Annotated in this window: 23 protein-coding genes, 1 tRNA gene and 1 riboswitch; of the genes, 10 read left to right on the forward strand and 14 right to left on the reverse strand. The window is 74.4% G+C overall.

What is annotated here, in order from left to right; all coding sequences use genetic code 11:
- The first annotated feature begins 36 nt into the window (after positions 1-36).
- Positions 37-1,701, forward strand: coding sequence for a DoxX family protein (locus ACZ462_RS16350; protein WP_467807803.1), 1,665 nt, complete (start codon positions 37-39; stop codon positions 1,699-1,701).
- Positions 1,702-1,773: 72 nt separating this feature from the next.
- Here ACZ462_RS16350 and ACZ462_RS16355 read toward each other — a convergent pair whose 3' ends face one another.
- The 3 genes from ACZ462_RS16355 to ACZ462_RS16365 all read right to left on the reverse strand — a co-directional run bounded on the left by ACZ462_RS16355 (position 1,774) and on the right by ACZ462_RS16365 (position 4,350).
- A complete protein-coding gene (locus ACZ462_RS16355) occupies positions 1,774-2,571 on the reverse strand; it encodes a nucleotidyltransferase family protein (protein ID WP_467803600.1) in 798 nt (265 codons plus the stop codon).
- Between the two features lie 90 nt (positions 2,572-2,661).
- Positions 2,662-3,075: a hypothetical protein gene (locus tag ACZ462_RS16360; RefSeq protein ID WP_467803598.1), complete on the reverse strand. Its 414-nt coding sequence runs from the start codon at positions 3,073-3,075 to the stop codon at positions 2,662-2,664.
- Between the two features lie 183 nt (positions 3,076-3,258).
- A complete protein-coding gene (locus tag ACZ462_RS16365; RefSeq protein WP_467803596.1) occupies positions 3,259-4,350 on the reverse strand; it encodes an ABC transporter ATP-binding protein in 1,092 nt (363 codons plus the stop codon).
- Between the two features lie 283 nt (positions 4,351-4,633).
- On the opposite strand from ACZ462_RS16365, the gene ACZ462_RS16370 reads away from it, so the two are divergent.
- A tRNA-Thr gene (locus ACZ462_RS16370) sits at positions 4,634-4,710 on the forward strand.
- A gap of 92 nt (positions 4,711-4,802) precedes the next feature.
- On the opposite strand, the gene ACZ462_RS16375 is transcribed toward ACZ462_RS16370, so the two are convergent.
- The 4 genes from ACZ462_RS16375 to ACZ462_RS16390 form a co-directional block, all read right to left on the reverse strand.
- On the reverse strand, positions 4,803-6,182 hold the full coding sequence (locus ACZ462_RS16375) for an NAD(P)/FAD-dependent oxidoreductase (protein WP_467803595.1): 1,380 nt from the start codon (positions 6,180-6,182) through the stop codon (positions 4,803-4,805).
- A 129-nt stretch (positions 6,183-6,311) separates the two neighbouring features.
- Positions 6,312-6,815 carry a hypothetical protein gene (locus ACZ462_RS16380; RefSeq protein ID WP_467803624.1) on the reverse strand — a complete coding sequence of 168 codons (504 nt, stop codon included), beginning with the start codon at positions 6,813-6,815 and terminating at the stop codon, positions 6,312-6,314.
- Between the two features lie 301 nt (positions 6,816-7,116).
- On the reverse strand, positions 7,117-7,737 hold the full coding sequence (locus ACZ462_RS16385; RefSeq protein ID WP_467803593.1) for a response regulator: 621 nt from the start codon (positions 7,735-7,737) through the stop codon (positions 7,117-7,119).
- Positions 7,734-8,888 carry a sensor histidine kinase gene (locus tag ACZ462_RS16390; protein ID WP_467803622.1) on the reverse strand — a complete coding sequence of 385 codons (1,155 nt, stop codon included), beginning with the start codon at positions 8,886-8,888 and terminating at the stop codon, positions 7,734-7,736. The genes ACZ462_RS16385 and ACZ462_RS16390 overlap by 4 nt, the downstream gene beginning before the upstream one ends.
- 323 nt (positions 8,889-9,211) lie before the next feature.
- Here ACZ462_RS16390 and ACZ462_RS16395 point away from each other — a divergent pair, with 323 nt between their 5' ends.
- The gene (locus ACZ462_RS16395) at positions 9,212-9,769 is read left to right on the forward strand and encodes a GlcG/HbpS family heme-binding protein (RefSeq protein ID WP_467803592.1); all 558 of its coding nucleotides are present in this window, start codon (positions 9,212-9,214) and stop codon (positions 9,767-9,769) included.
- Positions 9,770-9,861: 92 nt separating this feature from the next.
- On the forward strand, positions 9,862-11,271 hold the full coding sequence (locus ACZ462_RS16400; protein WP_467803590.1) for a M1 family metallopeptidase: 1,410 nt from the start codon (positions 9,862-9,864) through the stop codon (positions 11,269-11,271).
- Positions 11,272-11,460: 189 nt separating this feature from the next.
- Here ACZ462_RS16400 and ACZ462_RS16405 read toward each other — a convergent pair whose 3' ends face one another.
- Positions 11,461-12,036: a TerD family protein gene (locus ACZ462_RS16405; protein ID WP_467803588.1), complete on the reverse strand. Its 576-nt coding sequence runs from the start codon at positions 12,034-12,036 to the stop codon at positions 11,461-11,463.
- 214 nt (positions 12,037-12,250) lie between these two features.
- On the opposite strand from ACZ462_RS16405, the gene arfB reads away from it, so the two are divergent.
- On the forward strand, positions 12,251-12,676 hold the full coding sequence (arfB, locus tag ACZ462_RS16410) for an alternative ribosome rescue aminoacyl-tRNA hydrolase ArfB (protein ID WP_467803587.1): 426 nt from the start codon (positions 12,251-12,253) through the stop codon (positions 12,674-12,676).
- Between the two features lie 33 nt (positions 12,677-12,709).
- Here the strand turns inward: arfB and ACZ462_RS16415 are convergent, their stop codons facing one another.
- Entirely contained in the window at positions 12,710-13,279 is a 570-nt protein-coding gene (locus tag ACZ462_RS16415; RefSeq protein ID WP_467803586.1) for a flavin reductase family protein, read from the reverse strand.
- Positions 13,280-13,593: 314 nt separating this feature from the next.
- Between ACZ462_RS16415 and cdgB the strand changes: the two genes are divergently transcribed.
- Positions 13,594-15,282, forward strand: coding sequence for a diguanylate cyclase CdgB (gene cdgB / locus ACZ462_RS16420; protein ID WP_467803585.1), 1,689 nt, complete (start codon positions 13,594-13,596; stop codon positions 15,280-15,282).
- Positions 15,283-15,350: 68 nt separating this feature from the next.
- A complete protein-coding gene (locus tag ACZ462_RS16425) occupies positions 15,351-16,385 on the forward strand; it encodes a CBM35 domain-containing protein (protein WP_467803583.1) in 1,035 nt (344 codons plus the stop codon).
- Between the two features lie 138 nt (positions 16,386-16,523).
- On the opposite strand, the gene ACZ462_RS16430 is transcribed toward ACZ462_RS16425, so the two are convergent.
- From ACZ462_RS16430 to ACZ462_RS16440, 3 genes are all read right to left on the reverse strand, one after another.
- Positions 16,524-17,441 (reverse strand): 1-phosphofructokinase family hexose kinase, encoded by a 918-nt coding sequence (locus ACZ462_RS16430; RefSeq protein WP_467803581.1) that lies wholly within the window; start codon positions 17,439-17,441, stop codon positions 16,524-16,526.
- 117 nt (positions 17,442-17,558) lie between these two features.
- Positions 17,559-18,719, reverse strand: a complete 1,161-nt coding sequence (gene nagA, locus ACZ462_RS16435; RefSeq protein WP_467803580.1) for an N-acetylglucosamine-6-phosphate deacetylase — start codon at positions 18,717-18,719, stop codon at positions 17,559-17,561.
- Positions 18,719-19,612, reverse strand: coding sequence for an ROK family protein (locus ACZ462_RS16440; protein WP_467803621.1), 894 nt, complete (start codon positions 19,610-19,612; stop codon positions 18,719-18,721). Before ACZ462_RS16440 ends, nagA begins: the two co-directional genes overlap by 1 nt.
- A gap of 203 nt (positions 19,613-19,815) precedes the next feature.
- Between ACZ462_RS16440 and ACZ462_RS16445 the strand changes: the two genes are divergently transcribed.
- From ACZ462_RS16445 to otsB, 3 genes are all read left to right on the forward strand, one after another.
- The gene (locus ACZ462_RS16445) at positions 19,816-21,117 is read left to right on the forward strand and encodes an extracellular solute-binding protein (protein ID WP_467803578.1); all 1,302 of its coding nucleotides are present in this window, start codon (positions 19,816-19,818) and stop codon (positions 21,115-21,117) included.
- An 83-nt stretch (positions 21,118-21,200) separates the two neighbouring features.
- A complete protein-coding gene (locus tag ACZ462_RS16450) occupies positions 21,201-21,437 on the forward strand; it encodes a DUF3263 domain-containing protein (RefSeq protein ID WP_467803576.1) in 237 nt (78 codons plus the stop codon).
- A gap of 92 nt (positions 21,438-21,529) precedes the next feature.
- The gene (otsB, locus tag ACZ462_RS16455; protein ID WP_467803574.1) at positions 21,530-22,372 is read left to right on the forward strand and encodes a trehalose-phosphatase; all 843 of its coding nucleotides are present in this window, start codon (positions 21,530-21,532) and stop codon (positions 22,370-22,372) included.
- A gap of 698 nt (positions 22,373-23,070) precedes the next feature.
- Here the strand turns inward: otsB and ACZ462_RS16460 are convergent.
- Complete coding sequence (locus ACZ462_RS16460) at positions 23,071-24,534, reverse strand: alpha,alpha-trehalose-phosphate synthase (UDP-forming) (RefSeq protein ID WP_467803573.1); 1,464 nt, start codon at positions 24,532-24,534, stop codon at positions 23,071-23,073.
- A 74-nt stretch (positions 24,535-24,608) separates the two neighbouring features.
- Positions 24,609-25,586: a glucosyl-3-phosphoglycerate synthase gene (locus tag ACZ462_RS16465; protein ID WP_467803571.1), complete on the reverse strand. Its 978-nt coding sequence runs from the start codon at positions 25,584-25,586 to the stop codon at positions 24,609-24,611.
- Positions 25,587-25,772: 186 nt separating this feature from the next.
- A riboswitch (SAM riboswitch) is annotated at positions 25,773-25,926 on the forward strand.
- Positions 25,927-25,928: the final 2 nt, after the last annotated feature.

Below are 25,928 nucleotides of genomic sequence, written 5' to 3' on the forward strand. Positions count from 1 at the left end.
TCAAGGCAGTGTCCTAAACACTGATCACTCGGTTAGATGAGTGTGGACACAAGAACGTCAGGGTTCGACGACCAGCCCGCGCTGAGCATGGTCAAGGTGCCGTGCGACCCCGCACAGGTCATCGTGAACCACGCCAGCTTCCGCGTGCGGCTCGCACCGAGCCCGAGCGCGCGTTCCAAGCCCGCGAACACCCCCGGCCGGGTACCCGTCCTCGGCGCCGCCGCCGCGGCGGCCGCCGGAGCCGCCGCCGGCCGCCGCCGGGCCCCCGTCGTCTGGAGCGGCAAATCCGCCCAGGGCGACACCGCCGCCATGGGCGGCCTCCTCCAGGCCGTACGCGAACACGGCCGCGGCCACCACGAACACGACAGGGGCGCCACCCAGGTCATCCCCCGGATCGACGTCGCCCGCGACCTCACCGGCGACACCGTTCCCACGCCGACCGTCATCGGCCAGCGCACCCACGGCGCCCCCGACGAGACCCGCCCCCTGGCCGCCGTACGGGACCTCCGCGGCCCCTACGCCGGCGCGCCGGGCGGGCCGTACGCCGGTGGGTCGGGCGGGCCGTACGCCGGTGGGCCGGGCGGGCCGGCCGGGCCGGGCATCCCGTACACAGGCGGGCCGGGCGGGGCGGGCATCCCGTATGCCGGCGGGCCGGGCAGCCCGGGCGGCCACCCGGCCGACGCCCTCCGCCGCGCTCCCGGCGACAGCCGCGCGCAGGCCTCGTACTACCCCGGACGCCGCATGAACCTCGGCGTCGTACTCCTCCCCCTGCGCGTCTTCCTCGGCTTCATCTCCATCTACGCCGGCATGGGCAAGCTGTGCGACCCCGTCTACTTCGACGGCGGCGAACGCGGCTCCATGGTCACCTGGCTCCGCACCCTCCACCCCTGGGCGCTGGCCGAGCCGCTCCGCGACTTCGCCCTCGCCCACCCGGTAGGGGCCGGGCTCAGCGTCGCCTTCCTCCAGGTCATCGTCGGCGTCCTGACCGTCCTCGGACTCTGGCAGCGCCTCGCCGCCTGCATCGGGGCGCTGCTCTCCGCCGCCCTCCTGATGACCGTCAGCTGGAAGACCGTCCCCGCCTACGACGCCCCCGACATCATCTATCTGGCCGCCTGGAGCCCGCTGATCATCGCCGGCGCCCCCGTCTACTCCCTCGACGGGCGCCTCGCCGGCGAAGCCTGGCGGACCCTCGGCCCCCGCTCCGAACTGTGGACCCTGCGCCGCCGCGTCCTGCGCCGCGGAACCATCATGGCCACCGTCGTCTGCGGGCTCACCCTCCTCATCGGCTCCCTCCTCGGCGGAGCCGTCCGCTCCAGCACCGTCGTCACCGTCCCCGGACCCGGCCAGGCACCCAGCAACTACCTCCCGGGCTCCCCGCTCCCGAAGCCCGCCGCCACGTCCCGGCAGCCCCAGCAGCAGTCCCCGACCCAGCAGCCCTCCAAGTCCCCCGAGCCCACCGCCACCCCGTCCCCCTCCGCGAAGACGGGCCGCACCACCTCGGGCACCACCTCGCGGCAGACCGCGGGCACCGGCTCCCAGCCCACCGCCTCGACCCGCACCGGCAGCAGCTCCACCACCGGCACGGCCCCGAAGCAGTCCACCCCCAAGCCCCCGTCGAGCGGCACGGGAACCCGCAGCGAAACCTCCGGCGGCGACACCCCCGCCACCAAGCCGGGCCTCGTGGGCGGCCTCCTCGGCTGACCCACCGGCACGAGCACACAGGCGGGGCCCGGCGCGCGGACAAGCGCACCGGGCCCCGCTTCTGTCACCCGCTCAGGAGCCGCCCTGCGCCGCGGCCAGTTCGCGGGCGGCCTCCGACAGGTCCTTCGCCGTGTCGATCGCGCGCCAGTACGCGCCCTGGGGGAGCGGGTAGCCGGCCAGGCGGCGGGCGCGGGCCAGGCGGGGGAACGTCGTCCGCTCGTGGTCGCCGACGTCCGGGAGCAGCGCCGCGAAGTCCGGCGCGAACACGTACACCCCCGCGTTCACCTGGTACGGCGACGGCGGCGCCTCGATGAAGTCGAGGACCTGCCCGAACTCGTTCGTCTCCACCACCCCCCACGGGATCCGCGGCCGCGCCAGCGCCAGGGTCGCCACCGCGCCGCGCTCCGCGTGGAACGCGGCCATCTCGCGCAGCGAGAAGCGCGTCCAGACGTCGCCGTTCGTCGCGTACCACGGCGCGTCCGGGGACGGCAGGTGGCGGGCCGCGTACTTGAGGCCGCCGCCCCGGCCCAGCGGCTCCTCCTCCACCACCGTCGTCACCCGCAGCGGCAGGTCCGCCCCGGCCAGCCACTCCTGGAGGACGCCCGCGAGGTGCCCGCAGGACACCACCGCGTCCGTCACCCCCTCCGCCGCCAGCCATGCCAACTGGTGGCCGATGATGGGCACTCCGGTGCCGGGGATTTCCACCATCGGCTTCGGCCGGTCGTCCGTATACGGCCGCAGCCGCGACCCCTGACCCCCCGCCAAGACCACCGCCTGGGCGGGGGCCTGCGCGAGCGGAGCCGGGATCGCGGCCGCGGAACGGGTGGAGCGGGTGGAGCGGGGTGCGGGGGGCGGTGGCGCGTCGGTCATGGCCGCCAGCGTAGGGGCCCGCCCGGGGTGGCCGGACCGGGCGCCACTGACCCGGACGCCGGAAATCCGGCGCCTGGCGTCAGGCCGGCGTCAGCCCATCGACGCCACGCCCGACGCGTACGCGGTGTCGCAGACGGGGCGCGCGTACGACTGCGCCTTCGTCGGGCCGTACGCCTCCACGGCGGCCCGGCCCAGCGCCCGCGCGATGCCCGCGCAGTGGCCGGCCAGCGACGGCCGCCGGTCCACCTCCTGCTGCAGGTGCGTCAGGACGTCACCCGGCTGCTCACCCGCCCGGAGCTCCCCGAGGAGCTTGTCGCGCAGCACGTCCTGCGGGGCGCGCGGCTTCGCGGGCACGGAGACGTCCTCCGCGGACGCGGTCAGGATCCGGGACGAGCTGTTGTCCGCCCACGGGACCATCGTGACCGCGAGGGTCCCGGACAGGACCATGACGACGGGCAGGACCAGGGCGAGGGATCGGCCGATTCGGCGGGCAGTGTGGGTCACGAGGGGAGAGTAGCGCTCGGTGCGTAACCGGCGACAATTAGTCACCCGGTCGAGGGATGGTTCGACGTGGTTTTTCGATTCCCGTGTTGACGGGGCGGGTGTGGAGGGCCGGGGAATGGGGAATGGGGTGCCCCCCGGCGGGGGCACCCCTTCCCACGTGACCGGTGTCCGGCCGGTGCGCCGTCAGTCGGACAGGCGGGCGCCGGTCGACGTGGAGAACACGTGCATCTCGCCGGCCCGCGGGACCACGTGCAGGCTGGAGCCCTTCTCGGGGATGCTGCGGCCGCCGACGCGGACCACGATGTCCTGGCCGCCGCCGTCCGCCTTGTCGGTGCGGCCGTACACGTAGCCGTCGGCGCCGAGCTCCTCGACGACGTTGACGGTGATCGTCAGGCCGCCCTCGGTGCCGATGTCGAAGTGCTCGGGGCGCACGCCGACCGTGACGGTCCGGTCGCCGGCGTCCGCGGCGGCGGAGATCGCCTCGCGCGACACCGGGACGACGGTCTCGCCGAACTTCACGCCGCCGTCGGCGATCGGGACCTCGACCAGGTTCATGGCCGGGGAGCCGATGAAGCCGGCCACGAAGAGGTTCGCCGGGCGGTCGTACATGTTCCGCGGCGTGTCCACCTGCTGGAGCAGGCCGTCCTTGAGCACGGCGACGCGGTCGCCCATCGTCATGGCCTCGACCTGGTCGTGCGTCACGTACACGGTGGTGATGCCCAGGTCGCGCTGGAGCGCGGCGATCTGCGTACGCGTCGAGACGCGCAGCTTGGCGTCGAGGTTCGACAGCGGCTCGTCCATCAGGAACACCTGCGGCTTGCGGACGATCGCGCGGCCCATGGCGACGCGCTGGCGCTGGCCGCCGGAGAGCGCCTTCGGCTTGCGGTCCAGGTACTGGGTCAGGTCGAGCATCTTCGCCGCGTCCTCGACCTTGCGGCGGATGGTCGCCTTGTCCTCGCCGGCGATCTTCAGGGCGAAGCCCATGTTGTCGGCGACGGTCATGTGCGGGTACAGCGCGTAGTTCTGGAACACCATCGCGATGTCCCGGTCCTTGGGCGGCAGGTGGGTGACGTCGCGGTCGCCGATGCGGATGGCGCCGCCGTTGACGTCCTCCAGGCCGGCGAGCATGCGCAGCGACGTGGACTTGCCGCAGCCGGAGGGGCCGACGAGGACGAGGAACTCGCCGTCCTCGATCTCGAGGTCGAGGGCGTCGACGGCGGGCTTGTCGCCGCCGGGGTAGAGCCTGGTCGCCTTGTCGAAGGTGACAGAAGCCATGGGGGTGCATCCCTTCTACCGGCAGGAACGTGCCGGACGATCCGAGTGGAAGGAAGTGAGTGGTCTGGTCCGCAGAGCGGACTTCCGCCCGACGCTACCCCGCGAACCGCCTCCTGTCAGCACCCGCCCCCACGTGACGTCCGCCTCGGCGGCGGCCGGGTGGACCCTGGACGCGAGGGGAACGGGTGGTCGATCGGCTGCACGGAGGCGGAAAAGTGCTTCGCGGCTCGGGTGGGCGGCTGTGTAAAGTGAGGGGGATTCTGTGCACTGCGCAGTGTCACGCGCCTCCTTAGCTCAGCTGGCCAGAGCACCGCTCTTGTAAAGCGTAGGTCGTCGGTTCGAATCCGACAGGGGGCTCCATTCCAGGTCAGAGCCGTTCTGGCCGAGGGAATTCGTACAGGAGTGGAAGACCCCGGACCCTTGGTGGTCCGGGGTCTTCTTCGTCCGGTGCGTCAGTGGCGGCCCGCGATGCGGTCGGCCAGGCGGGCCAGGGGGGTTGTCGTCGGGGTGTGGGTGGCGGTCTCGCGGCGGTCGGCCTCGCGGTAGGCGGCGTACAGGGCGTGGACGCCGAGCCAGCGGAAGGGCTCGGGCTCCCAGCGGCGTACGCGGTGGTTCACCCAGGGGAGGGCGGTCAGCTCGGTGGTCTCTCCGAGGACCAGGTCGCGCAGGGTGCGGCCGGCCAGGTTCGAGGTGGCGACGCCCGAGCCGACGTAGCCGCCCGCCCAGCCCAGGCCGGTCGTGCGGTCGAGGCTTACGGTGGCGCACCAGTCGCGGGGGACGCCGAGGACGCCCGACCAGGCGTGGGTGATCTCCACCCCGGCGAGGGCGGGGAAGAACGCCGTCAGGAGGCGGGTGAGGGATGTGATCGTCGCGGGGCTGGTGCTGCCGTCGTTGTCGGTGCGGGAGCCGAAGCGGTACGGGACGCCCCGGCCCCCGAGGGCGATGCGGCCGTCGGCGGTGCGCTGGGCGTACATGTAGGCGTGGGCCATGTCGCCGAGGGTCTCCGCGCCGTCCCAGCCGATGCGCTGCCAGGTGGCTTCGGGGAGCGGGGCGGTGGCGATCATCGAGGAGTTCATGGGGAGCCAGGAGCGCTTCTGGCCCTTGAGGGAGGCGGTGAAGCCCTCGGTGCAGCGCAGGACGTAGGGGGCGCGGACGGTGCCGTAGGGGGTGGTGGCGCGGCGGGGGGCGAGGCCGGTGACGGGGGTGGACTCGTGGATGGCCACGCCGAGGCGTTCGCAGGCGGCGGCGAGGCCGCGGAGGAGCTTGAGGGGGTGGACGCGGGCGCCGTGGGGGGTCCAGGTGGCGCCGACGGCGTCGGCGACGTCGATGCGGGCGCGGGTCTCGGCGGCGCCGAGGAGGAGGCGGTCGGTCTCGCCGAAGGCTGCTTCGGCCTGGTGGAAGGCCTTGAGGCGGGCGAGTTGGGCGGGGGTGCGGGCGACTTCCAGGACGCCGCCGCGGTGGATGTCGGCGTCGATGCCCTCCTGCGCGGCGGTCTCGATGACCTCGGTGACGGTGGCGTTCATCGCCTGCTGGAGGCGGCGGGCCGCGGGGAGGCCGTGGAGGCGGGCGTAGCGGTCGCGGCCGGCGATGCCGTTGTAGAGCCAGCCGCCGTTGCGGCCGGAGGCGCCGTAGCCGCAGGTCTTCTGCTCCAGGACGGTGACGCGGAGGCCGGGTGCGGCGGTCTTGAGGTGGTAGGCGGTCCACAGGCCGGTGTAGCCGCCGCCGACGATGACGACGTCGGCCGTGGTGTCGCCGGTGAGGGGTGCGCGGGCGGGCGGGGTGGCGCCGGAGTCCGCGGCGTGCCAGAAGGAGATGCCGCCGTTGATCGTCATGGGGGAGTTGGTACACCGGGGGCAGGGGGGTGTCCAGGGGGCGGGGTGTCGCGTTTCGGGGCCGCGGAGCAGGCCGTCTGCCCGTTGTGCCCTCCCCCGTACGCCCCCTCTGGCGGCGGGTCAGGCGGCTCAGGCGGGGACGCGCGGGAAGCGGGACTGGAGGGTCCAGATGGCCGGGTTGTCGGCGAGGTCCTCGTGCATGTCGACGAGGTCGGCGATGAGGTCGTGGAGGAAGTCGCGGGCCTCGCGGCGCAGGAGGCGGTGGCTGAAGGTCAGCGGGGGTTCCTCGGGGGCCATCCAGTCGGCTTCGATGTCGACCCAGCCGAAGCGGCGTTCGAAGAGGATGCGGTCGGTGGACTCGGTGAAGTCGAGTTCGGCGTGGCGGCGGTCGGAGGAGCGGCTGCCGCGGGGGTCGCGGTCGAGTTCCTCGACGATGTCGCACAGGGCCCACGCGAAGTCGAGTACGGGGACCCATCCCCAGGCCGTGGACACTTCCCGGTCGGTTTCGGTGTCGGCGAGGTAGACGTCGCCGCAGAAGAGGTCGTGGCGCAGGAGGCGGACGTCCGCGGTGCGGTAGTCGGTCTGCGGGGGGTCGGGGAAGCGTCGGGAGAGGGAGTAGCCGATGTCGAGCACGTAGCCGATGGTGTCACGGGGCACGCGCGGGCACCGCGCGCGGGGCGGCGTAGGGGCCGGCGCTGCCCGCCGCCCCAGCCGTGAAGGCCGCCGCGTCGTCCCGCGCGGGTCCACCTGCCGGGGCCGCGCCCTTCCGGGTGCGGCCCCGGCGGCGGTGCCCCCCTCGCCGCACTGCGGTCTGCCGTGCGTCCCGTTCACGGCCCGGCAGCCTTGCCCCGGCTGCCGACTGCTGCCGGCCGCGCCCGGCCCGCGCCCGGCTTGCGTCCCCGGGCGTGGTCCCACCCCCCCCCGCGGGCCCCGGTCAGGGGAGGAGGCGTTGCTCCTTGGCCACCGAGACGGCGCCTGCGCGGGTGTCGACGCCGAGTTTGTCGTAGATGCGGCCGAGGTGGGTTTTCACGGTGGCTTCGCTGATGAACAGGGCGCGGGCGATGTCGCGGTTGCCGAGGCCGCGGGCGAGTTGGCCGAGGATGTCGAGTTCGCGGTCGGTGAGGGTGGGGCGGGTGCCGCGCATGGCGGCCATGACGCGGCTGGCGACGGGGGCGGAGAGGGTGGTGCGTCCCTGGGCGGCGGCGTGGATGGCGGCGAAGAGCTCCTCGGGGCGTTCGGCTTTGAGGAGGTAGCCGGTGGCTCCGGCGCCGATGGCGCGGGTGATGTCGGCGTCGGTGTCGTAGGTGGTGAGGACGAGGACGTGGGGCGGGTTCGGGGCGGCGGTGATGCGACGGGTGGCTTCGACGCCGTCGATGCCGTCGCCGAGCTGGAGGTCCATGAGGACGACGTCGGGGCGGAGGCGGGCGGCGAGGGCGACGGCTTCCTCTCCGCTGCCGGCCTCGCCGAGGACGTCGATGTCGGGGGCGCTGGCGAGGAGGGCGAGGAGGCCGGCCCGGACGACGGCGTGGTCGTCGCAGAGGAGGAGGGTCGTCATGGGTGGTGCTCCAGGGGGATGGCGGCGGAGAGGACGGTGCCTTCGCCCGGGGTGGATTCGACGGTGAGGGTGCCGCCGAGCTGGCCGAGGCGGGCGCGCATGGCGGGGAGGCCGTGTCCGCGTCCGGTGGCCTGGTCGGGGGCCGTGCCGGGGCGGGCGGTGCCGGTGGCGGGGAAGCCGCGGCCGTCGTCGGCGACGTCGAGGACGACCTGGTCGCCGAGGTAGGTGAGGGTGAGGGCGGCGGTGCGGGCGCCGGCGTGTTCGCGGATGTTGGCGAGGGCGCCCTGGGCGACGCGCAGGAGGGCGGACTGCACGCGGTCGGGCAGGGGGACGGGCGTCCCCTCGAGGTGGAAGCGGACGGCGACCCCGGGGCCGGCGTCGAGGGTGTGGAGGGCTTCGGGCAGGTCGGCGCCGCCGGCCAGTTCGGTGGGGGCGAGGTCGTGGACGAGGCGGCGGGCCTCGGCGAGGCCGCGGGCGGCGATCCCGTTGGCGGTGCGGACGTGGGCGCGGGCGGTGGCTGGGTCGGCGTCCCAGACGCGGTCGGCGGCCTGGAGGAGCATCTGCTGGCTGGAGAGGTGCTGGGCGAGGGTGTCGTGGATCTCCATGGAGAGGCGCTGGCGTTCGGCGAGGGTGCCTTCGCGGCGTTCGGTGGCGGCGAGTTCGCGGCGGGTGCGCAGGAGGTCGTCGATGAGGGTCCGCTGGGCTTCGGCCTGGCGTTCCATGTGGACGAAGACGGCGGTGGCGAGCGCGGCGATCGCGGGAGGGGCGACGAGGAGGTTGGGGTCGAACTCGTCGGCGAGCCGGAGCTGCGCGGCCACGACGAAGGCGGTGAGGGTGGCGACGAGGGCGATGGCGGCGCGCGGGGGGAGGGTGCGCAGGGCGGTGAAGAAGAGGGGGACGGCGCACCAGGCGAAGCTGGGGGCGAGGTCGACGAGGACGACCCAGGTGGCGGTGACGAGGCCGAGCCAGACGAGGCGGCGCAGGGTGGGGGCGGCGCCGAGGGCGGGGCCGAGGACGTAGAGGAGGGCGAGCGCGGTGGCGAGGGCGATGATCCACGGGGTGTCGGGGGAGCCGGGGTGGCGCAGGAGGTAGCGGGCGACGGAAGCGGTGAGGAGGAGGAAGAAGGCGGTGTGCATGACCGCCGCGAGCATCCGGGTGCCGCCCTCGCGTGCGGGGGCGGGGTGGGGGTGGGTGGTCACGTCGGGCTCCCGGTGGGGCGTGGCTGCTCGGCTCCATCGTGCCCGGTGGCGGGCGGTGGCGCCTCCAGCCAAGCGGGGCGGCGGGCGGGTGCGCATCAGCCGATCGGACGACCCGGGGGTCGTCCGGTCCGGGCGGGGAGGCGAGCCGGTACGGGGACGTGGGGGAGGGGAGTGCGGGCGGAGGCTGGAGGTGTCCCGACGGGCCGGACGCACGGCGTCCGGCAGCGGCGGCCGGCGCATCGGCGCGGCCGTCGACGATCCCAGGAGCAGCAGAGATGAAGACCCGCACCCGTGTTCTGACCGGTACCGCCCTCGTCGTCGCGCTGGGCGCCGGCACGTTCGGCGCGGTGAGCGCCAATGCGGCGCAGCCGGCGGCGGCGCCGGCCGCGGCCGCGGCGAAGAAGGACGGTGCGGTGGACGGCAAGGCGTTCACGACGTCGACGCACCTGACGGTCGACGCGGCGGCGCGGGCCGCGCAGGCGGCGCTGGAGGCGGCGCGCGCGGAGAACCAGCGGGTGACGGTCGCGGTGGTGGACCGCAACGGCAACACGATCGTCACGCTGCGCGGTGACGGCGCGGGCCCGCAGTCGTACGAGTCGGCCCAGCGCAAGGCGTTCACGGCGGTCGCGTGGAACGCGCCGACGTCGGTGCTGGCGGGCCGGCTGGCGCAGGCCCCGAACCTGAAGGACATCCCGGGGACGCTGTTCCTCGGCGGCGGTGTGCCGGTGCAGGCGTCGGGTGCGCCGGTGGCGGGCATCGGCGTGGCCGGTGCGCCGAGCGGTGAGCTGGACGAGAAGTTCGCGAAGGCGGGCGTGGACGCGCTGGCGAAGTAGCCGTCCGGCGGGTGCGGCCGCGGTGCCGGGCGGGAGCCCGGGCCGCGGCCGAATCGGGCCGTTGCGCACATACAACCCCATAAGATCGTGGAGTGGATACCCGTACGCTCTCCCGTCTCGCCGGTCTGGCCTCCGCCGTGCTCCTCGTCGCGGGGACGGGGTGTACGGCCGAGCCGGTGCAGGGCCGGCCGGGGGCGTCGGGGCTGCGGGACCCGTACTTCCCGAAGGCGGGCAACGGCGGGTACCAGGTGGAGCACTACGGGCTGGACCTGGGCTACGACCCGGCGGACGGGGTGCTGCGCGGCCGCGCGGTGATCACGGCGCGGGCGGAGCAGGGGCTGAGTTCGTTCAACCTGGACTTCAGCGGGCTGAAGGTGGAGCGCGTCGCGGTGCAGGGCGCCGCGGCCCGGTTCAACCGGACGGGTACCGAGCTGACGGTGCGGCCGGCCGACGACGTGGCGGCGGGCGAGGTGTTCCGCACGGAGGTCGTCTACAGCGGCAGGCCGAAGCCGCACGAGGACCCGGACGGTTCCACGGAGGGCTGGATCCGCCTGGACGGCGGGGCGGTCGCGGTGGGGGAGCCGGTCGGGTCGATGACGTGGTTCCCGGGGAACCACCACCCCAGCGACAAGGCCGCATACGACGTGGTGCTGACCGTGCCGCGGGGGTACGAGGCCGTCTCGAACGGCCGGCTGCGCACGCGTACGGACACCGGCGACGGGCGGACGGCGTTCGCGTGGCACAGCCCGGAGCCGGTGGCGAGCTACCTGGTCACGGCGGCGGTGGGGAAGTTCCGGGTGACGGAGGGGCGGACGCCCTCCGGGGTGCCGCTGTACACGGCGGTCGACCCGGGCGAGGAGGCGGGGAGCGCGCCGGCGCTGGGGCGGCTGGCGGAGATGACGGAGTGGGCGGCGGCGCGGTTCGGGCCGTACCCGTTCTCGGCGGGCGGTGCGATCGTGCTGCCGTCGGGGAGCCTGGAGTACGCGCTGGAGACGCAGACGCGGCCGGTGTTCCCGGGCGCGCCGACGGAGGACCTGCTGCTGCACGAGGTGGCGCACCAGTGGTTCGGGAACTCGGTGTCGCCGGCGTCGTGGAAGGACATGTGGCTGAACGAGGGGTTCGCCACGTACGCGGAGTGGCTGTGGGCGGAGGAGCACGGCGGGCCGACCGCCGAGCAGCGCTTCGACGCGTTCCTGGCCGGGGACACCGCGGTGGATCCGGCGGCGGACTCCGACTGGGACGCGTTCCCGCCGGCGTCGCCGCCCGGGCCGGAGGACATCTCGGGGAACCCGGTCTACCACCGGGGGGCGATGGTGCTGCACCGGATCCGGCAGGAGGCGGGTGACGCGGCGTTCTCGGCGCTGCTGCGCGGCTGGGCGGCCGAGCGGCGGCACGGGAACGCGAGCACCGCGGACTTCACCGCGTACGCCGAGCGGCAGACGGGCCGGGACCTGCGGCGGGTGTGGGACGTGTGGCTGTACGGCGAGGACAGTCCCCGCTGACCGCCGCGCCCGCGCCCGGGCCCGGCCGCGCCGGGGCTGCCCCCGGCCGGAGGCGTGCGGCCGCCCCGCCGCACCCGGACCCCTCCCCGGACGGCCGGGAGGGGGCCGGGGGGTCACCGCGGCCACTGCGGCCGCCGGGGCGGATCCGGGGATCCGCGGACCCGCCCCGCGCCGCGCCCTGGTGGGGACTCAGACGTTGACGCCGAAGTCCTGCGCGATGCCGGCGAGGCCGGAGGCGTAGCCCTGGCCGACGGCGCGGAACTTCCACTCGGCGCCGTTGCGGTAGAGCTCGCCGAAGACCATGGCGGTCTCGGTGGCCGCGTCCTCGGAGAGGTCGTAGCGGGCGATCTCGGCGCCGCCGGCCTGGTTCACGACGCGGATGTACGCGTTGCGGACCTGGCCGAAGTTCTGGCTGCGGGAGTCGGCGTCGTAGATCGAGACCGGGAAGACGATCTTGTCGACGTCGGCCGGGAGGGCGGCCAGGTTGACCTTGATCGCCTCGTCGTCGCCGGCGCCCTCGCCCGTGCGGTTGTCACCGGTGTGGACGATGCTCTGGTCCGGGGTGGACTTGTTGTTGAAGAAGACGAAGTGGCCGTCCGAGACGACCTTGCCCATCGCGTTGACCGCGATGGCCGAGGCGTCGAGGTCGAAGTCGACACCGGTCGTCGTCCGGACGTCCCAGCCGAGGCCGACCGTGACGGCGCTGAGGCCGGGGGCCTCCTTCGTGAGCGAGACGTTGCCGCCCTTGGACAGGCTTACTGCCATTGTGACTGGTGTCCCTTCCTCGTCGCTGACCGCGAGATGTGCGGTCAAGGTACCGCTGACCTTCATAACGCGCCGAGGTGCCCCGCAGGTTCCAGGGCGGCCTTCCGGGTTCCGGCGCGTCGCCGTCCCGGGCCCGGCGCGGGCAGGCCGCGGGAGCCGAGGGGGGCCGGAAATGCGGGTGACGCGGGCCGGGCGGGGGCGGGATCATGGGGACATGCCTGGTCCCCATGTCATCCGCGGCTCCGTCGTGCTCCCCGAGGCGGAGCTCTCGTGGCGGTTCTCGCGTTCCTCCGGGCCGGGCGGCCAGCACGTGAACACCTCGGACTCGCGCGTCGAACTGCTCTTCGACCTCGCGGCGACGAAGGCGCTGCCGGAGGTGTGGAAGGAGCGGGCCCTGGAGCGGCTCGCGTCCCGCCTGGTCGACGGCGTCCTGTCCGTACGGGCCTCCGAGCACCGCTCGCAGCTGCGCAACCGGGAGATGGCCCTGGTCCGGATGGCGTCCCTGCTCGCCGAGGCTACCGCGCCCCCGCCGAAGCCGCGCCGCCCGACGAGGATCCCGAAGGGGATCAACGAGCGGCGGCTGCGGGAGAAGAAGGCCCGCGCCGAGACCAAGCGGGGCCGCTCGGGCCGGGACTGGTAGCCGCCCGCCCGCACTGCGCCCCCGCAGCCGCCGTCAGGGCGCCAGGTGCCGGTACCGTCCGCGGAAGTACGCGAGCGGCGCCGCTTCCGGCGCGGGGCACCGGGCCGCGAGGACGCGGCCCACCACGAGGGTGTGGTCGCCGGCCGGGACGCGCTCCTCGGTGCGGCACTCCAGCGTGGCCAGGGCGTCCGTCAGCAGCGGCGACCCCGACAGCTCGCCGCGCTCCCACGGCAGGTCGGCGAAGAGCAGCCGGTCGCTGATGCGGCCCTTCATCGAGAAGCGGCTCGCGACCTGGACCTGGTGGTCGGCGAGGACGGAGACGGCCCACAGCGGCTGCTCGGCCAGCAGGTCGTCCATGCGCGAGCCCTCGCGGACGCTGACCAGCACCAGCGGCGGGTCCAGCGAGACCGACACGAAGGCGGTGGCGGTCATGCCGACGTCCTCGCCGGGCGGGCCGTCCGGGGCGAGCGGCGGCTCGTGGGAGGTGATCAGGCAGACGCCCGCGGCCAGTCGGCCCATCGCGGCGCGGAACTCGTCGTGGCTCACCCCCTCAGGATGCGGGGCGGGGGCGGGCGGCGCGGGCGGGGGAGTCGTCTTCAGCACGTCCGGAACGCTAGTCTCGCCCTCCCACGGCGCACATCGGGCCCCGGGCCGAACCGGTCCCGGACCCTTGGCCTAGGCCCGGCCGGGCCCGGATGGGCCGAGCGCCGCCGGAAGGAGAGGGGGAGCGCCGCGCCGCCTGCGGAGCCGTAATCGGACGCCTGCGGTCATCTCATGTGACTTGAGTCACAGACGGCAAGATTTGTTGACCCTGTGTACCTGCCGCACAGCTCACTGTGATTCAGTGGTCGGGACACCGCAACGAAACGCCGATGACAAAACTGGAGTTGCTGTCGAGGTCTCGGGGAGAGCGAGCGATGGAGACCGAGTCAGAGCCGTACGTCCGTCTTGCGACCCTGCGGCAGCTGCACCGGGTGGTGGCCGAGCTCAACACGGCCAGGAGCCTGGCCGACACCCTGCAGACCGTCGTCGACGGCATCGTCACCGGCCTCGGCTACCAGCTCGCCTGCGTCAACCTCGTACGCCCTGACGGCGACCTCGTCGTCGCCGCGTTCGCCGGCGACCCCGCGGCGGAAGCGCTGATCACCGGCCGTGTCGGCTCCCGCAGCTCCTGGGAGCGCCGCCTGACGATGGGTGAGGACTGGGACGGCCTGCGCTTCATCCCGCACACCGAGGGCTGGATCCTGCTGGAGGACGACGTCCCCCAGTGGCACACCGACGGCCCGGACCCCCGGTTCGAGGACGAGTGGCACCCCGAGGACCGGCTCTACGCGCCGATGTACGCCTCCGGAGGCGAACTCCTCGGCGTGATCTCCGTCGACCGGCCGCGCAACGGCCGGCGCCCCGGTGCGTGGGGCCGGGAGGCCCTCCAGATGTACGCCTTCCAGGCCGCCATCGCGATCAGCAACGCCCGGCTCCGCGCCAACATGCAGCGCGCCCTCGTCCGCCTGGAGCGCGAGCAGCAGGCGCTCCGCGCCAGCGAGGAGTCGTTCCGGCAGGCCTTCGAGTACGCGCCCAGCGGCATGGCCATCGCCGAGATGGGCGGCGACCAGCACGGCCGGCTGCTGCGCACCAACGACGCCCTGTGCCGGCTGCTCGGCCGCCCCGCCTCCGTCCTGCGCCGGTACTCCTTCTCCGACCTCGTCCACCCCGAGGACATCGGCACCCTGCTGCGCACCTCCGCCGAGGGCGGCCGGGCCGAGCTGCGGCTCGGGCGGCGCGACGGCACGTACGTGTGGGTGTCCCTGCGCAACTCGGTCGTGGCGGACGCCGCGGACGGGCCGCGCTTCCTGCTGACCCACGTCGAGGACATCGAGGAGCGGAAGAGGCACGAGCTGCAGCTCGCCCACCGGGCCAGCCACGACTCGCTGACCGGGCTGCCCAACAGCGCGGAGCTGCGCGCGCGCCTCTCGTCGCGGCTGTGCCGCATGCCGCAGGCGGTCCACGCCGGCGCGGTGGAGGCCCTGGACGCCGCGTACGAGGGCGGCGCGGCCTTCGCCGACGCGTCGCTCGGGCCCGGCGGCGGGTCCGCGTACCGGCACGAGGGCTACCCGGAGCCGTTCGAGCTCGGCCCGCCCGGCCCGGCGACGGGCCCGTACGACCACCACGTGCACGCGGTGGCGCCGGCGTCCGAGGTGGACGACGGGACGAAGGGGCTCGCGGTCCTCTTCTGCGACCTCGACGGCTTCAAGTCGATCAACGACCGGTTCGGGCACCACACCGGCGACGCCGTCCTGATCGAGGTGGCCCGCCGCCTCACGACGGGCGTCCGGGACGGCGACACCGTCGCCCGGCTCGGCGGTGACGAGTTCGTGGTCCTCGCCGACGGCCTCGGCGCCGCCGACGCCGCCGACCTCGCCGTCCGTTTGCGGAACGCGATCATCCCCCCGATCCGGGTGGACGGCCGCGCCGTGCGCGTCGGGGCGAGTTTCGGCATCGGCTGGGCCAGCTGCGGAATGTCCGCCGACGAGGTCCTGCGCTCCGCCGACCAGCGCATGTACATCGAGAAGAGGTCCCGCTCCAAGGCGCACCGCCGGGCCGGCTGACCCCGTCGGCCGCCCGTGGGTGCACGTGTTCGGGGTAGGCTCCCGGGGGTCGAAAGGAGTGACCTGCGATGACGACGCCCGCGAACAACGGCCCGAACGGCGGGGCGAACAAGCCCGAGGACGACGACCCGTTCGGCTACCTCTACGCGGACGGCCAGGCTGCCGGAGCATCCCCGCCCCCGCCGGGCGGCGGCTACAGCTACCCCGGCCCGACGGTCGGCGGCAAGCCCGGCGTCCCCCGCACCTCCTACAACCAGGTGCGCACGGTCGGCGAGCGGACCTACGGCGGCCAGCGGGCCGTCCCCCAGCAGCAGCCGCCCGGCTACCAGGCCCAGTACCAGTCCCCGGAAGCCCTCCAGGCGGGCGGCTACGGCGTACCGCCGCAGCAGCCGACGGCCGCGATGCCGGCGGCGGGCGGCGGTTCGGGCGCCCGCTCCGCACGCGGCGGCGGCCGTGGCGGCAGCAGCTCCAGCCGGCGCGGCATGCTCATCGCGGCGGTCGCCGTGGTCGCGGCGGTCGCGATCGGCATCGGCGCCGCCCTCGCCTTCGGCGGCCAGGGCGACAAGAAGACCGCCGACAAGGGCGGCACGCAGACCCAGCCGCAGCCGCCGCAGCCGCAGAACTCCGGCGGGTCGGAGGGCCCGAGCCCCTCGGCCTCCCCGGACGTGCAGCTGCCGAAGGGGGACGCCGCGGGCGCGGGCATGGCCCTGACGGGCGGCGCCCTGCTGCAGAACGCGGTGCCCGGCGGCAAGGGGGCCGGCGGCCAGTACGTCGGCAACTTCAACCAGACCGGTGCGGCGCTGACGTGGACCGCGGACATCCCGAACGGCGGGGACTACACGCTGTTCGTGAACTACGCGGTGCCGGGCAAGGACGCGAAGGTCACCCTGACGGTCAACGGCCAGAACCCGACGCAGTCCCTGAACCTGGCCAACTTCGCCAAGGCCGACGCCGGCGCCTGGGACAAGGGCTGGACGCGCACGTACGCGTTCATCAAGCTCAACAAGGGCACCAACACGATGAAGATCTCGTGCGAGGCCGGCAACCAGTGCGAGGCCATCTTCGACCAGCTCTCGCTGGGCCAGGGCTGGGGCAAGCGCTGACCCGCCACCGGGACCGGCCCGCCGCCTCCGCGGAAGGGCCGGGCCCCGGCACACGCACTGACCGCCCTCCCCAGTGGACCGGCCGCTGACCGTGCGTCACCTTGACTGCGCTGACGCCGCCGTGCGCTGACCGGGCCCTCAACACCCGGTGACGCGGACCTTCTTCCGCAGTTCCTCGTAGGTGCAGGGGTCGAACTCGCCCGCCGACGGGGCGAGGACCGTCGCCGCCGACAGGGCGACCGCGCGGGTCAGGCGGGCCGGCCAGTCCAGGCCTTCGACCAGGGCCGACAGGAGGCCCGCCACCGCCGAGTCGCCCGCGCCCGTCGGGTTTCCCGACAGGGGGCGGGGCGGGGCCGCCTGCCAGGTGCCCTCCGGGGTGGCGGCCAGGAGGCCCTGCGGGCCGAGCGAGGTGACCACGGCGTGGGCGCCGCGGCGGCGGGCGTCGCGGCTGGCCTGGACCGGTTCGCGGGAGCCGGTGAGTTCGGCGACCTCGGCGGCGTTCGGCTTGACCATCTCGGGGCGGGCCGCGATCCCGCGGCGCAGTGCCTCGCCGCTGGTGTCCAGCAGGACGGGGACGCCGGCGGCGCGGGCCGCCCGTACGAGGACGGCGTACGCCCCGACCGGCACGCCCGGCGGCAGGCTGCCGCACAGGGCCACCGCCTCGGCGCCGGCGAGCAGGGCCGCGTACCGCTCCGTGAACTCCGCCCACTCCCCGGGACCGATCACCGGCCCCGGTTCGTTGAACTGCGTGGTGTCGCCCGACGATTCGTCGACGACGGCCAGGGTGCGGCGCGTGGGGCCCGCGCAGGGGACCAGGGCGTCCGTCACGCCGGGGCAGCCGGCGAGGAGTTCGCGGACGGCCGCGCCGGTGCGGCCGCCCGCGAAGCCGGTGGCGGTGACCGGCCGGCCCAGGGCGGCCAGTACGCGGGCGACGTTGAGGCCCTTGCCGCCGGGCCGTTCGGTGACGGCGGTGGCGCGGTGGACGGTGTGCGGGGTCAGCCGCGGCACGCGGTGGGTGACGTCGAGGGCGGTGTTCAGCGTCACGGTCAGGATCATGGTTCTTCGGGTCCCGGTCTCGGTGTGTGCCGGGATCATGTCAAAGACCGGGCGGGCGGCCCAGTCCCGCGGGCCGTCCGCCGTCCGCCGATGCCGCCGAACCCCCCGATCGGCGGCTCAGCCGTGCAGGGCCGGAGGCCTGACGACCCATTCGCCGCGCCGCATGACGCCCTTCAGGTCGAACGCGGCGTCCAGGACGACCAGGTCGGCGTACTTGCCGGGCTCCAGGGAGCCCACCTGGTCGTACAGGCCGAGGAGTTTGGCCGGGTTGGCGGAGATCGCCTGGACGACGGACTCGACGGGCAGCCGGTCCAGGGTGACCGACCGCTTGAAGGCGGTGTCCAGGGTGAGGGTGGAGCCGGCGATGGAGCCGCCCTCGACGAGGCGGGCCACGCCGTCCTTCACCTCGACCTCCAGCGGCCCCAGGTGGTAGGTGCCGTCGCCGAACCCGGCCGCGTCCATCGCGTCGGTGATCAGGGCGACGCGGTGCGCGCCCGCGTGGTGGAAGGCCAGTTCCAGCATGGCCGGGTGGAGGTGGGTGCCGTCGTTGATCAGCTCGACGGTGACCCGCTCGTCCTCCAGCAGGGCGGCGATCGGGCCGGGCGCGCGGTGCTCCATGCCGGGCATGGCGTTGTACAGGTGGGTGGCGACGGTCGCGCCGGCGTCGATGGCCTGGCGGGTCTGGTCGTAGGTGGAGTCGGTGTGCCCGATCGCGGCGATCACCCCGTGCTCGGCGAGGAGGCGTACGGAGTCCAGGCCGCCCGGCAGCTCTGTCGCGAGGGTGAACATGCGGGCCGCGCCGTGCGCGGCGTCGACGAGCTTGCGGACCTCGGCCGGGTCGGGGTCGCGCAGCAGCTCCGCCTTGTGGGCGCCCTTGCGGCAGGGGTTGATGAACGGGCCCTCGAAGTGGATGCCGGCGATCTCGCCCTGCTGGGTGAGCTCGGCGAGGAGCCCGGCGCGGCGGGCCAGGTCGTCGAGGCCGCCGGTGACGGTGGACGCCACCAGGGTGGTCGTGCCGTGCTCGCGGTGGGTGCGCACCCCCCGGAGGACCTCCTCGGCGGTGCCGGAGGTGAAGGAGGCGCCGCCCCCGCCGTGGTTGTGCATGTCGACGAAGCCGGGGACGAGCCAGTGCCCCGACAGGTCGACGGCGGTGGCGTCCTCGCGGGCGCTGCCGGCGATGCGGTCGCCCTCGACGATGACGCGTCCGCCCGCCACGATCCCGGTGGGCAGCACCACCCGCGCGCCGGAGAGAACGGTGCTGTGTGCGCTTCCGGACATCAGGCAGGTACCTCCGTGGCGAGTAGGTCCCAGGCGAGCAGCCCTGCGCCCAGGCATCCGGCGGTGTCCCCGAGGGCCGCCGGCACGATGTGGGGCAGCCGCTGGAACGTCACGCGCTCCTCGACGGCCGCGCGGAGCGGTGCGAACAGGACTTCCCCGGCTTCGGCGAGCCCGCCGCCGATGATCAGGGTGCGGGGGTCCAGCAGGGTGATCGCGGTGACGAGGCCGTCGGCGAGGGCGTCGACGGCGTCCTGCCAGATGCGGCGGGCCGCGGCGTCGCCGGCGGCGACGGAGCGGGCGCAGTCGGCGGCGTCGGCGTCCGGGTCGCCGCTGGCGGCGGCCCAGGCGCGGCTGACGGCGGAGGCGGAGGCGAGGGTCTCCAGGCAGCCGCGCTGCCCGCAGCCGCAGGCGGGGCCGCCGGGGCGGACCACGATGTGGCCGATCTCGCCCGCGTAGCCGTGGGCGCCGGCCTCGATGCGGCCGGCGATGCCGATGGCTCCGGCGATGCCGGTGCCGAGGGGCACGAACAGGAAGCGGTCGGCGCCGCGGCCGGCGCCGATGCGGCCCTCGGCGAGGCCGCCCGTGCGCACGTCGTGGCCCAGGGCCACCGGGAGGGGGCCCAGCCGGGCGGCGAGCAGCGTGCGCAGCGGTACGTCGCGCCAGCCGAGGTTCGCGGCGTACACGGCGGTCCCGGTGTCGGCGTCCACGATGCCGGGGACGGCGACGCCGGCCGCGACGGCGGGCGCCCCGAAGCGGTCGCCGCCCAGCGCGTGCAGTTCGGCGGCGAAGTCCAGGATCGTCCCGACGACGGCCTCCGGGCCGCGGTCGCGGCCGGTGGCACGGCGCGACTGGTGCAGCAGGGTGCCGTCCTCGGCGATGAGGGCGGCCTTCATCCCGGTGCCGCCCACATCGAGGGCGATGACGTGTTTCACGGGTTTCACGGGTGACAGTCTCGCTCGCTTCGACGGGAAAGGTCTAGTCCATTGGGGGGGATTGTTGAGCTGCCATACAAATTCCGGCCGTCCGCGGTGCCCGAATGTGGACCAGCGGCCAAAGTGGTGTAGACCTTACGTGGATCGTACGTACAACCTGGGATGTGTCGAGAACTGTGAAGGGCCGTTACCTGAGCCTGGCCGCAACCGGAACCGCACTGAGCCTGGCGGTGACACTGACCGGCTGCGGAAGCCTCACCGGGGACAACGAGGTGACCCTCCGGGTCGTGGCGGCCGACTACGGGGACAATCCGCAGAACTCCTCGGCCGCCCACTGGAAGGACCTCGCCGCCGCCTTCGAGAAGGCCCACCCCCACATCAAGGTCGAGGTCAGCGTCCACTCCTGGTCCGAGGTCGACGCCAAGGTCGCGGCCATGGTCAAGGAGGGCAAGGCCCCCGACATCGCGCAGATCGGCGCCTACGCCGACTACGCGGCCGCCGGCAAGCTCCACACCGCCGACGAGCTCCTGTCCGTCCAGACCGAAGCCGACTTCCTCGCACCCCTCGCCGAGGCCGGCAAGGTCCGCCGCACCCAGTACGGCATGCCCTTCGTCGCCAGCACCCGCCTGCTCTTCTACAACGAGAAGCTCCTCGCCGACGCCGGCGTCATCCCCAAGGACGGCAGGACGCCGTGGCAGCCCAAGAGCTGGGCCGACCTGGAGGCCGCCGCCAAGAAGCTGAAGGCCGCCGGGGTCCCCACGCCGTTCGCGCTGCCGCTCGGCCGCGAGGAGGCGCAGGCCGAGACGATGATGTGGATGCTGTCGGGCGGCGGCGGCTACACCGACAACGAAGAGGCGTACGCGATCGACTCCGCGGACAACGTCAGGACCTTCGAGTTCCTGCGCGACAAGATGGTCGGCCAGGGACTGACCGGCGCCGCCGAACCCGGCAAGACCGACCGGCAGGCCGCCTTCGACGCGTTCACGCGCGGCGAGGTCGGCATGCTCAACGGCCACCCCACCCTGATCAAGCAGGCGACCGAGAAGGGCGTCAAGTTCGGCATGGTGCCGATGCCGACCGCCGACGGCACCGCCCAGCCGACCATGGGCGTCGCCGACTGGATCATGGCGTTCAAGAACGGCCACCGCACCGAGTCCGGGAAGTTCCTCGACTGGGTGTACGACTCGAAGAACGTGACCGCCTTCACCCGCAAGTACGACCTGCTGCCCCCCACCACGAGCGGATTCCGCGCGATGGAAGCCGCGAACGGCGGCTCCACCCCCCAGCTGAAGACCTTCCTCCAGGCCCTGCCGAACTCCCGGCTCTACCCCGTCGGCAAGAAGTCCTGGGCCGGCGTCAGCGAGAGCGTGAAGCAGAACATCGGCAGGGCGGTCCAGCCGGGCGCGCAGCCGGCGAAGGTGCTGGAGGAGATCGCGGTGAAGGCCCGCGCGGACGACAAGCGGTGAACCGCGCCCCGTCTCCGCCCCCGGCACCCACCCCGAGCTTGGCGGCCCCGGTGGGTGTCGGAGGGCGGCGTTAATCTGGCCGTATGACGGACGAAGAGCAGCTCACGGCCACCGAAGCCGCGGTGCTCGCCTTCGAGGGGCGGGCCTGGCCCGGGCCGGGCGCGAAGGAGCGCGCGATACGCGAGGGGCTGGGGATGACGCCGGTCCGCTACTACCAGCTGCTCAACACACTGGTGGACGACCCGCGCGCCCTCGCCCACGCCCCCGGCACCGTCAACCGCCTCCGCCGCATCCGCGACGCCCGCCGCGCCCGCCGCTGACGAACGGTCGCCCCCCTGCCGCCGCGCCTGCGCCGGCCGCGCCCCGGGGGGCGCCGTAGCCGTGGCTCCGCCCGGCCGTTAGGGTCGTCCGTATGGGGAGCCATCCGCACGACCTGCCGATGCCCGTCACCGCCGCCGGCCGCGAGGGACTCGCGGCCCTGCTCGGCGACCCGCGCCGCAGCGTGGTCGCCCTCGACTTCGACGGCACCCTCGCCGACATCGTCCCCGACCCCGACCAGGCCCGCGCCCACCCCGACGCCGTTCCGGCGCTCGCCGCCCTCGCCCCGCGTGTCGGCTCCGTCGCCGTCGTCACCGGCCGGCCGGCGGGCGTCGCGGTACGCCTCGGGGGCTTCGCCGGCGTCGCCGGACTGGAGCACCTCGTGGTGCTCGGGCACTACGGGGCCGAACGGTGGGACGCCGTCAGCGGCAACGTCCACGCCCCGGCCGAACACCCCGGCGTCGCCGCCGTACGGGCCGAGCTGCCCGGGTTCCTGCACTCCATCGGGGCCTGGCACGGCACATGGATCGAGGAGAAGGGCCGCGCCCTGGCCGTCCACACCCGGCGCGCCGAGGACCCGGCCGCGGCGTTCGCGGCCCTGCGCGAGCCGCTCGCCGAGCTGGCCGCCCGGCACGGGCTGATCGTCGAGCCCGGGCGGGCCGTACTGGAGCTGCGGCCGCCCGGCATGGACAAGGGCGTCGCCCTGACGGAGTACCTCGCGGAGACGGGCGCGGAGACGGTCCTGTACGCCGGGGACGACCTCGGCGACCTCGCCGCGTACGCCGCCGTCGAGAAGAGGCGGGCAGAGGGGCTGCCGGGGCTGCTGGTGTGCAGCGGCTCGGAGGAGGTGCCGGAGCTCGCGGCGCGCGCCGACCTGGTCCTCCCCGGCCCGGCCGCGGTCGCGGCCTTCCTGGCCACCCTGGCCGCCGCCCTCTGACCTCCCTCCCCCCGCCGACCCGCCTCCCGGGACTCCGCCCCGGGCCCCGCGCCTCAATCGCCGGCGGGGCTGGTTTTGGCTGCGCGTGTGCGGAGGGTGCGGGTTGGTGGTGGGTTTCGGGGCTCTGCCCCCGGGCCCCGCGCCTCAATCGCCGGCGGGGCTGGTTTTGGCTGCGCGTGTGCGGAGGGTGCGGGTTGGTGGTGGGTTTCGGGGCTCTGCCCCGGGCCCGCGCCTCAATCGCCGGCGGGGCTGGATGGGCCGGGGGTGCAAGCGGGGCTGGATTGTGCAAGCGCGGGCTGGATGGGCCCGTGGGGCCGGATGGCGGCGCTGCGGGGTGTGGGATCAGCCTCGCCGGCGTTTGAGGCGCGGGGGTGTGGGGGCGGAGCCCCCACAAGGGGTCCGGGCGCAGCCCGGTTTCGGGAAGGGGCGGGGAGGGGACTGCTCCGCGCAGCGGCCCACCGCCCCCGAGGTGTCGGGCCGCTCCCGAAGTGTCGGGCCGCCCCCGAGGTGTCGGGCCGCTCCCGAGGTGTCGGGCCGCTCCCGCGGTGTCGGGCCGCCCCCGCGGTGTCGGGCCGCCCCCGCAGCGGCCCACCGCTCCCGAGGCGTCGGGCCGCCCCCGAGGTGTCGGGCCGCCCCCGCGGCGTCGGGCCGCTCCCGGCCGGAGCCGGGATCCGGTGCCCCGGCCCGGGCTTCGCCCCCTACTTCGGCATGCCGCGGAGCGTTGTCAGCTGGGTGGTGAACCAGGCCGTCGGGGGGAGCGCCGTGGCCGCCGTGGCCAGGCGCTTCGTGCGGGCCGCCCGGTCCTCCGCGGGCATGGACAGCGCGGCGTGGAGCGCCTCCGCCGTCGCCGACACGTCGTACGGGTTGACGGTCAGCGCGTCGGCGCGGAGTTCTCCGTAGGCGCCGGCCCCGGTCGACAGCACCAGCGCGCAGCCGGCCTCCGACAGCACCGGGATCTCCTTGGCGACGAGGTTCATGCCGTCCCGGACGGGGTTGACCAGGGCGACGTCCGCCATGCGGTAGACCGCGAGCGAGCGAGCGAAGTCGTCCTGGACGGAGAGGAGGACCGGCTCCCAGCCGGCCGTGCCGTACTCCGCGTTGATCTCCGCGGCCAGGTCGCGGACCGCCTGCGTGTACGCCCGGTACTCGGGGAGGTCCTGCCGGGACGGGTACGCGGAGGCGAGGTGGACGACCCGGCCGTGCCATTCCGGTCGGGTCGCCAGGAGTTCCCGGTAGGCCAGGAGGCCGCGGACGATGTTCTTCGACAGTTCGGTGCGGTCCACGCGCACGATCGTCTTGCGGTCGCCGATCGCGGCCCGCAGCTCCGCGAGCCGTTCGTCGACCTCGGGCCGGCCGGCGAGCCGCCGCAGTTCGTCGGCGTCGACGCCGAGCGGGAAGACCGCCACGTCGGTGCGCCGGTGCGGCACGGGGCCGCGGGGCTGCTTGGCGACGTACCGCCCGCCGCCGCCCGGGCCCGACGGCCCCACCGGCTCGGCGGAGCCCCGCGCGTCGTCGAGTCGGGCGGAGTCGAGGAAGGAGTCCGCCCACGCCCCGGTGTGGAAGCCGAGCAGGTCGGCGCCGAGCATGCCCCACAGCAGGTCGGCGCGGATGTCGTCGGGGAGCATCCGCAGGTATTCGTGCGATGCCCACGGGGTGTGCGTGAAGTGTGCGATGCGCAGGTCGGGGCGGAGTTCGCGGAGCATGCCGGGGACGAGGGCGAGGTGGTAGTCCTGGACGAGCACGCAGGCGCCGTGCTCGGCCTCTTCGGCGAGGGCCTCGGCGAAGGCCCGGTTGTAGGCGGTGTACGCCTCCCACTCGCGGCGGAAGGCGGCGTCGAAGACGGGGGTGCGGGGGACGTCGTACAGGTGGTGGTGGGTGAACCAGAGGACGGAGTTGGCGATGCCGTTGTACGCGGCGTCGTAGGTGTCCGGATCGATGTCCAGCATCCGGACGCCGGGCTCGGCGACGCCGCGGCGGACGGCCTCGCGGTCGCCCGGTGAGAGGGCGGCGCAGATCCACAGCGCGCCCGGCTGCTCGGCGAGGGCGGCCGACAGCCCGGAGACGAGGCCGCCTCCGCCGCGGCGGGCACCGAGGGTGCCGTCGGAGTCGAGGTCGTAGGAAAGCGGACCGCGGTTCGCGGCGACGAGTACCTGGGAAGCCATGCGGCGAACCTAGCCCGGCCCGCGCCCGCTCAAACGTCCGGTTTCACCCGTGTTCGGCCGCCGTCGAGCCGCCGTCACGCCACGCGTCGGACCGCGTACTCCGCGATGTCGGCCATCGGCGGCCGCTCCTCGGTGTCCACGGGGTGGGTGCGCGGCTCGAAGCCGTGCGGTCCGCGCTCGAACTGGGTCAGCGCCGGCCGCACCTGGGGGTACCCCCGGCGGTGGCCGGGGGAGTGCCCGCGGGAGAGCCGCAGCTGGGCGGTGCGGTAGATCGCGGCGGCCATCCGGCCGAGCGCCTGCCCGTCCTGGTGGCGGTGGAGGCGTACGCCGACGTCCACCTGCGCGAGCGCGTCGAGACCGACGGTGTGCAGGGCGTCGACGAGCAGGCCCAGTTCGACGCCGTAGCCGACGGGGAACGGCAGCCGCTCCAGCAGGCCGCGGCGGACGGCGTACTCGCCGCCGAGGGGCTGGACGAAGCCGGCGAGCCGCGGCCAGTGCAGGTTGAGCAGCGGCCGGGCGACGAGTTCGGTGACGCGGCCGCCCTGGCCGGGGGCGTCGCCGAGGGGGCGGTCGTACATGGCCTTGACGAAGTGGACGTCCGGCTCGGTCAGCAGCGGGCCGACGATCCCGGTGACGAACGCGGCGGAGAAGTCGCGCAGGTCGGCGTCGACGAAGCAGACGACGTCCCCGGTGGTGGCCAGCAGCGACCGCCACAGCACCTCGCCCTTGCCGGGGACGGCGGGGATGCGGGGCAGGATGTCGTCGCGGTGGACGACGGTCGCACCGGCCTTCGCGGCGACCTCGGCGGTGCGGTCCGTGGACCCGGAGTCGACGACGACGAGTTCGTCGACGAGCGGGTACGGCAGTCCGTCGACGAGATCGCGCCGGATGACCTCGACGATGTCGCCGACGGTCGCCTCCTCGTCGAGGGCGGGCAGGACGACGCTGACCGTGGTGCCGGCCGCGCGTTTGGCGGCCAGCAGCTGGTCGAGCGGCCGGTCGGCCACGGACCAGGAGCGGTCCGCGAGCCAGCGCTCCACCTCTTCCAGCACGTTCGGCTCTCCCTGCTTCCCTCGGCCGGTTCGGCCGAAAAGTGATCCATCTCGCGCTTCGGACGGCTGTCTCAACCGCCCGGGGCTTCGGTTACAGTCTTGAACAACGCGAAGGACCGCCGCATGCCGGGGGTCCTTCGGACAAATGCCGGGGTGCGCCGTCGAGCGCGCGGCCCCGCGCCATACCGCTCATCCAGAGGGGCAGAGGGACACGGCCCGTTGAAGCCCCGGCAACCCTCCAGTCGGTTTCCCGCGACTGCGTGCAGCAGCAGCGAGGTCCCCGGCTAGGGAAGGTGCCAATTCCGTCTCATGGCGAAGTGCGCCATGGGGAAGATGAGGAGA

The organism is Streptomyces sp. NPDC031121 (assembly GCF_055570615.1).

Bases quoted from the DNA above. Each gene is read 5' to 3' on its own strand.
- ACZ462_RS16350 (WP_467807803.1), top strand. From the start codon at position 37: ATGAGTGTGGACACAAGAACGTCAGGGTTCGACGACCAGCCCGCGCTG.
- ACZ462_RS16355 (WP_467803600.1), bottom strand. From the start codon at position 2,571: ATGACCGACGCGCCACCGCCCCCCGCACCCCGCTCCACCCGCTCCACC.
- ACZ462_RS16365 (WP_467803596.1), bottom strand. From the start codon at position 4,350: ATGGCTTCTGTCACCTTCGACAAGGCGACCAGGCTCTACCCCGGCGGC.
- ACZ462_RS16375 (WP_467803595.1), bottom strand. From the start codon at position 6,182: ATGACGATCAACGGCGGCATCTCCTTCTGGCACGCCGCGGACTCCGGC.
- ACZ462_RS16385 (WP_467803593.1), bottom strand. From the start codon at position 7,737: ATGACGACCCTCCTCCTCTGCGACGACCACGCCGTCGTCCGGGCCGGC.
- ACZ462_RS16390 (WP_467803622.1), bottom strand. From the start codon at position 8,888: ATGCTCGCGGCGGTCATGCACACCGCCTTCTTCCTCCTCCTCACCGCT.
- ACZ462_RS16395 (WP_467803592.1), top strand. From the start codon at position 9,212: ATGAAGACCCGCACCCGTGTTCTGACCGGTACCGCCCTCGTCGTCGCG.
- ACZ462_RS16405 (WP_467803588.1), bottom strand. From the start codon at position 12,036: ATGGCAGTAAGCCTGTCCAAGGGCGGCAACGTCTCGCTCACGAAGGAG.
- arfB (WP_467803587.1), top strand. From the start codon at position 12,251: ATGCCTGGTCCCCATGTCATCCGCGGCTCCGTCGTGCTCCCCGAGGCG.
- cdgB (WP_467803585.1), top strand. From the start codon at position 13,594: ATGGAGACCGAGTCAGAGCCGTACGTCCGTCTTGCGACCCTGCGGCAG.
- ACZ462_RS16425 (WP_467803583.1), top strand. From the start codon at position 15,351: ATGACGACGCCCGCGAACAACGGCCCGAACGGCGGGGCGAACAAGCCC.
- ACZ462_RS16430 (WP_467803581.1), bottom strand. From the start codon at position 17,441: ATGATCCTGACCGTGACGCTGAACACCGCCCTCGACGTCACCCACCGC.
- nagA (WP_467803580.1), bottom strand. From the start codon at position 18,719: ATGTCCGGAAGCGCACACAGCACCGTTCTCTCCGGCGCGCGGGTGGTG.
- ACZ462_RS16440 (WP_467803621.1), bottom strand. From the start codon at position 19,612: ATGAAGGCCGCCCTCATCGCCGAGGACGGCACCCTGCTGCACCAGTCG.
- ACZ462_RS16450 (WP_467803576.1), top strand. From the start codon at position 21,201: ATGACGGACGAAGAGCAGCTCACGGCCACCGAAGCCGCGGTGCTCGCC.
- otsB (WP_467803574.1), top strand. From the start codon at position 21,530: ATGGGGAGCCATCCGCACGACCTGCCGATGCCCGTCACCGCCGCCGGC.
- ACZ462_RS16460 (WP_467803573.1), bottom strand. From the start codon at position 24,534: ATGGCTTCCCAGGTACTCGTCGCCGCGAACCGCGGTCCGCTTTCCTAC.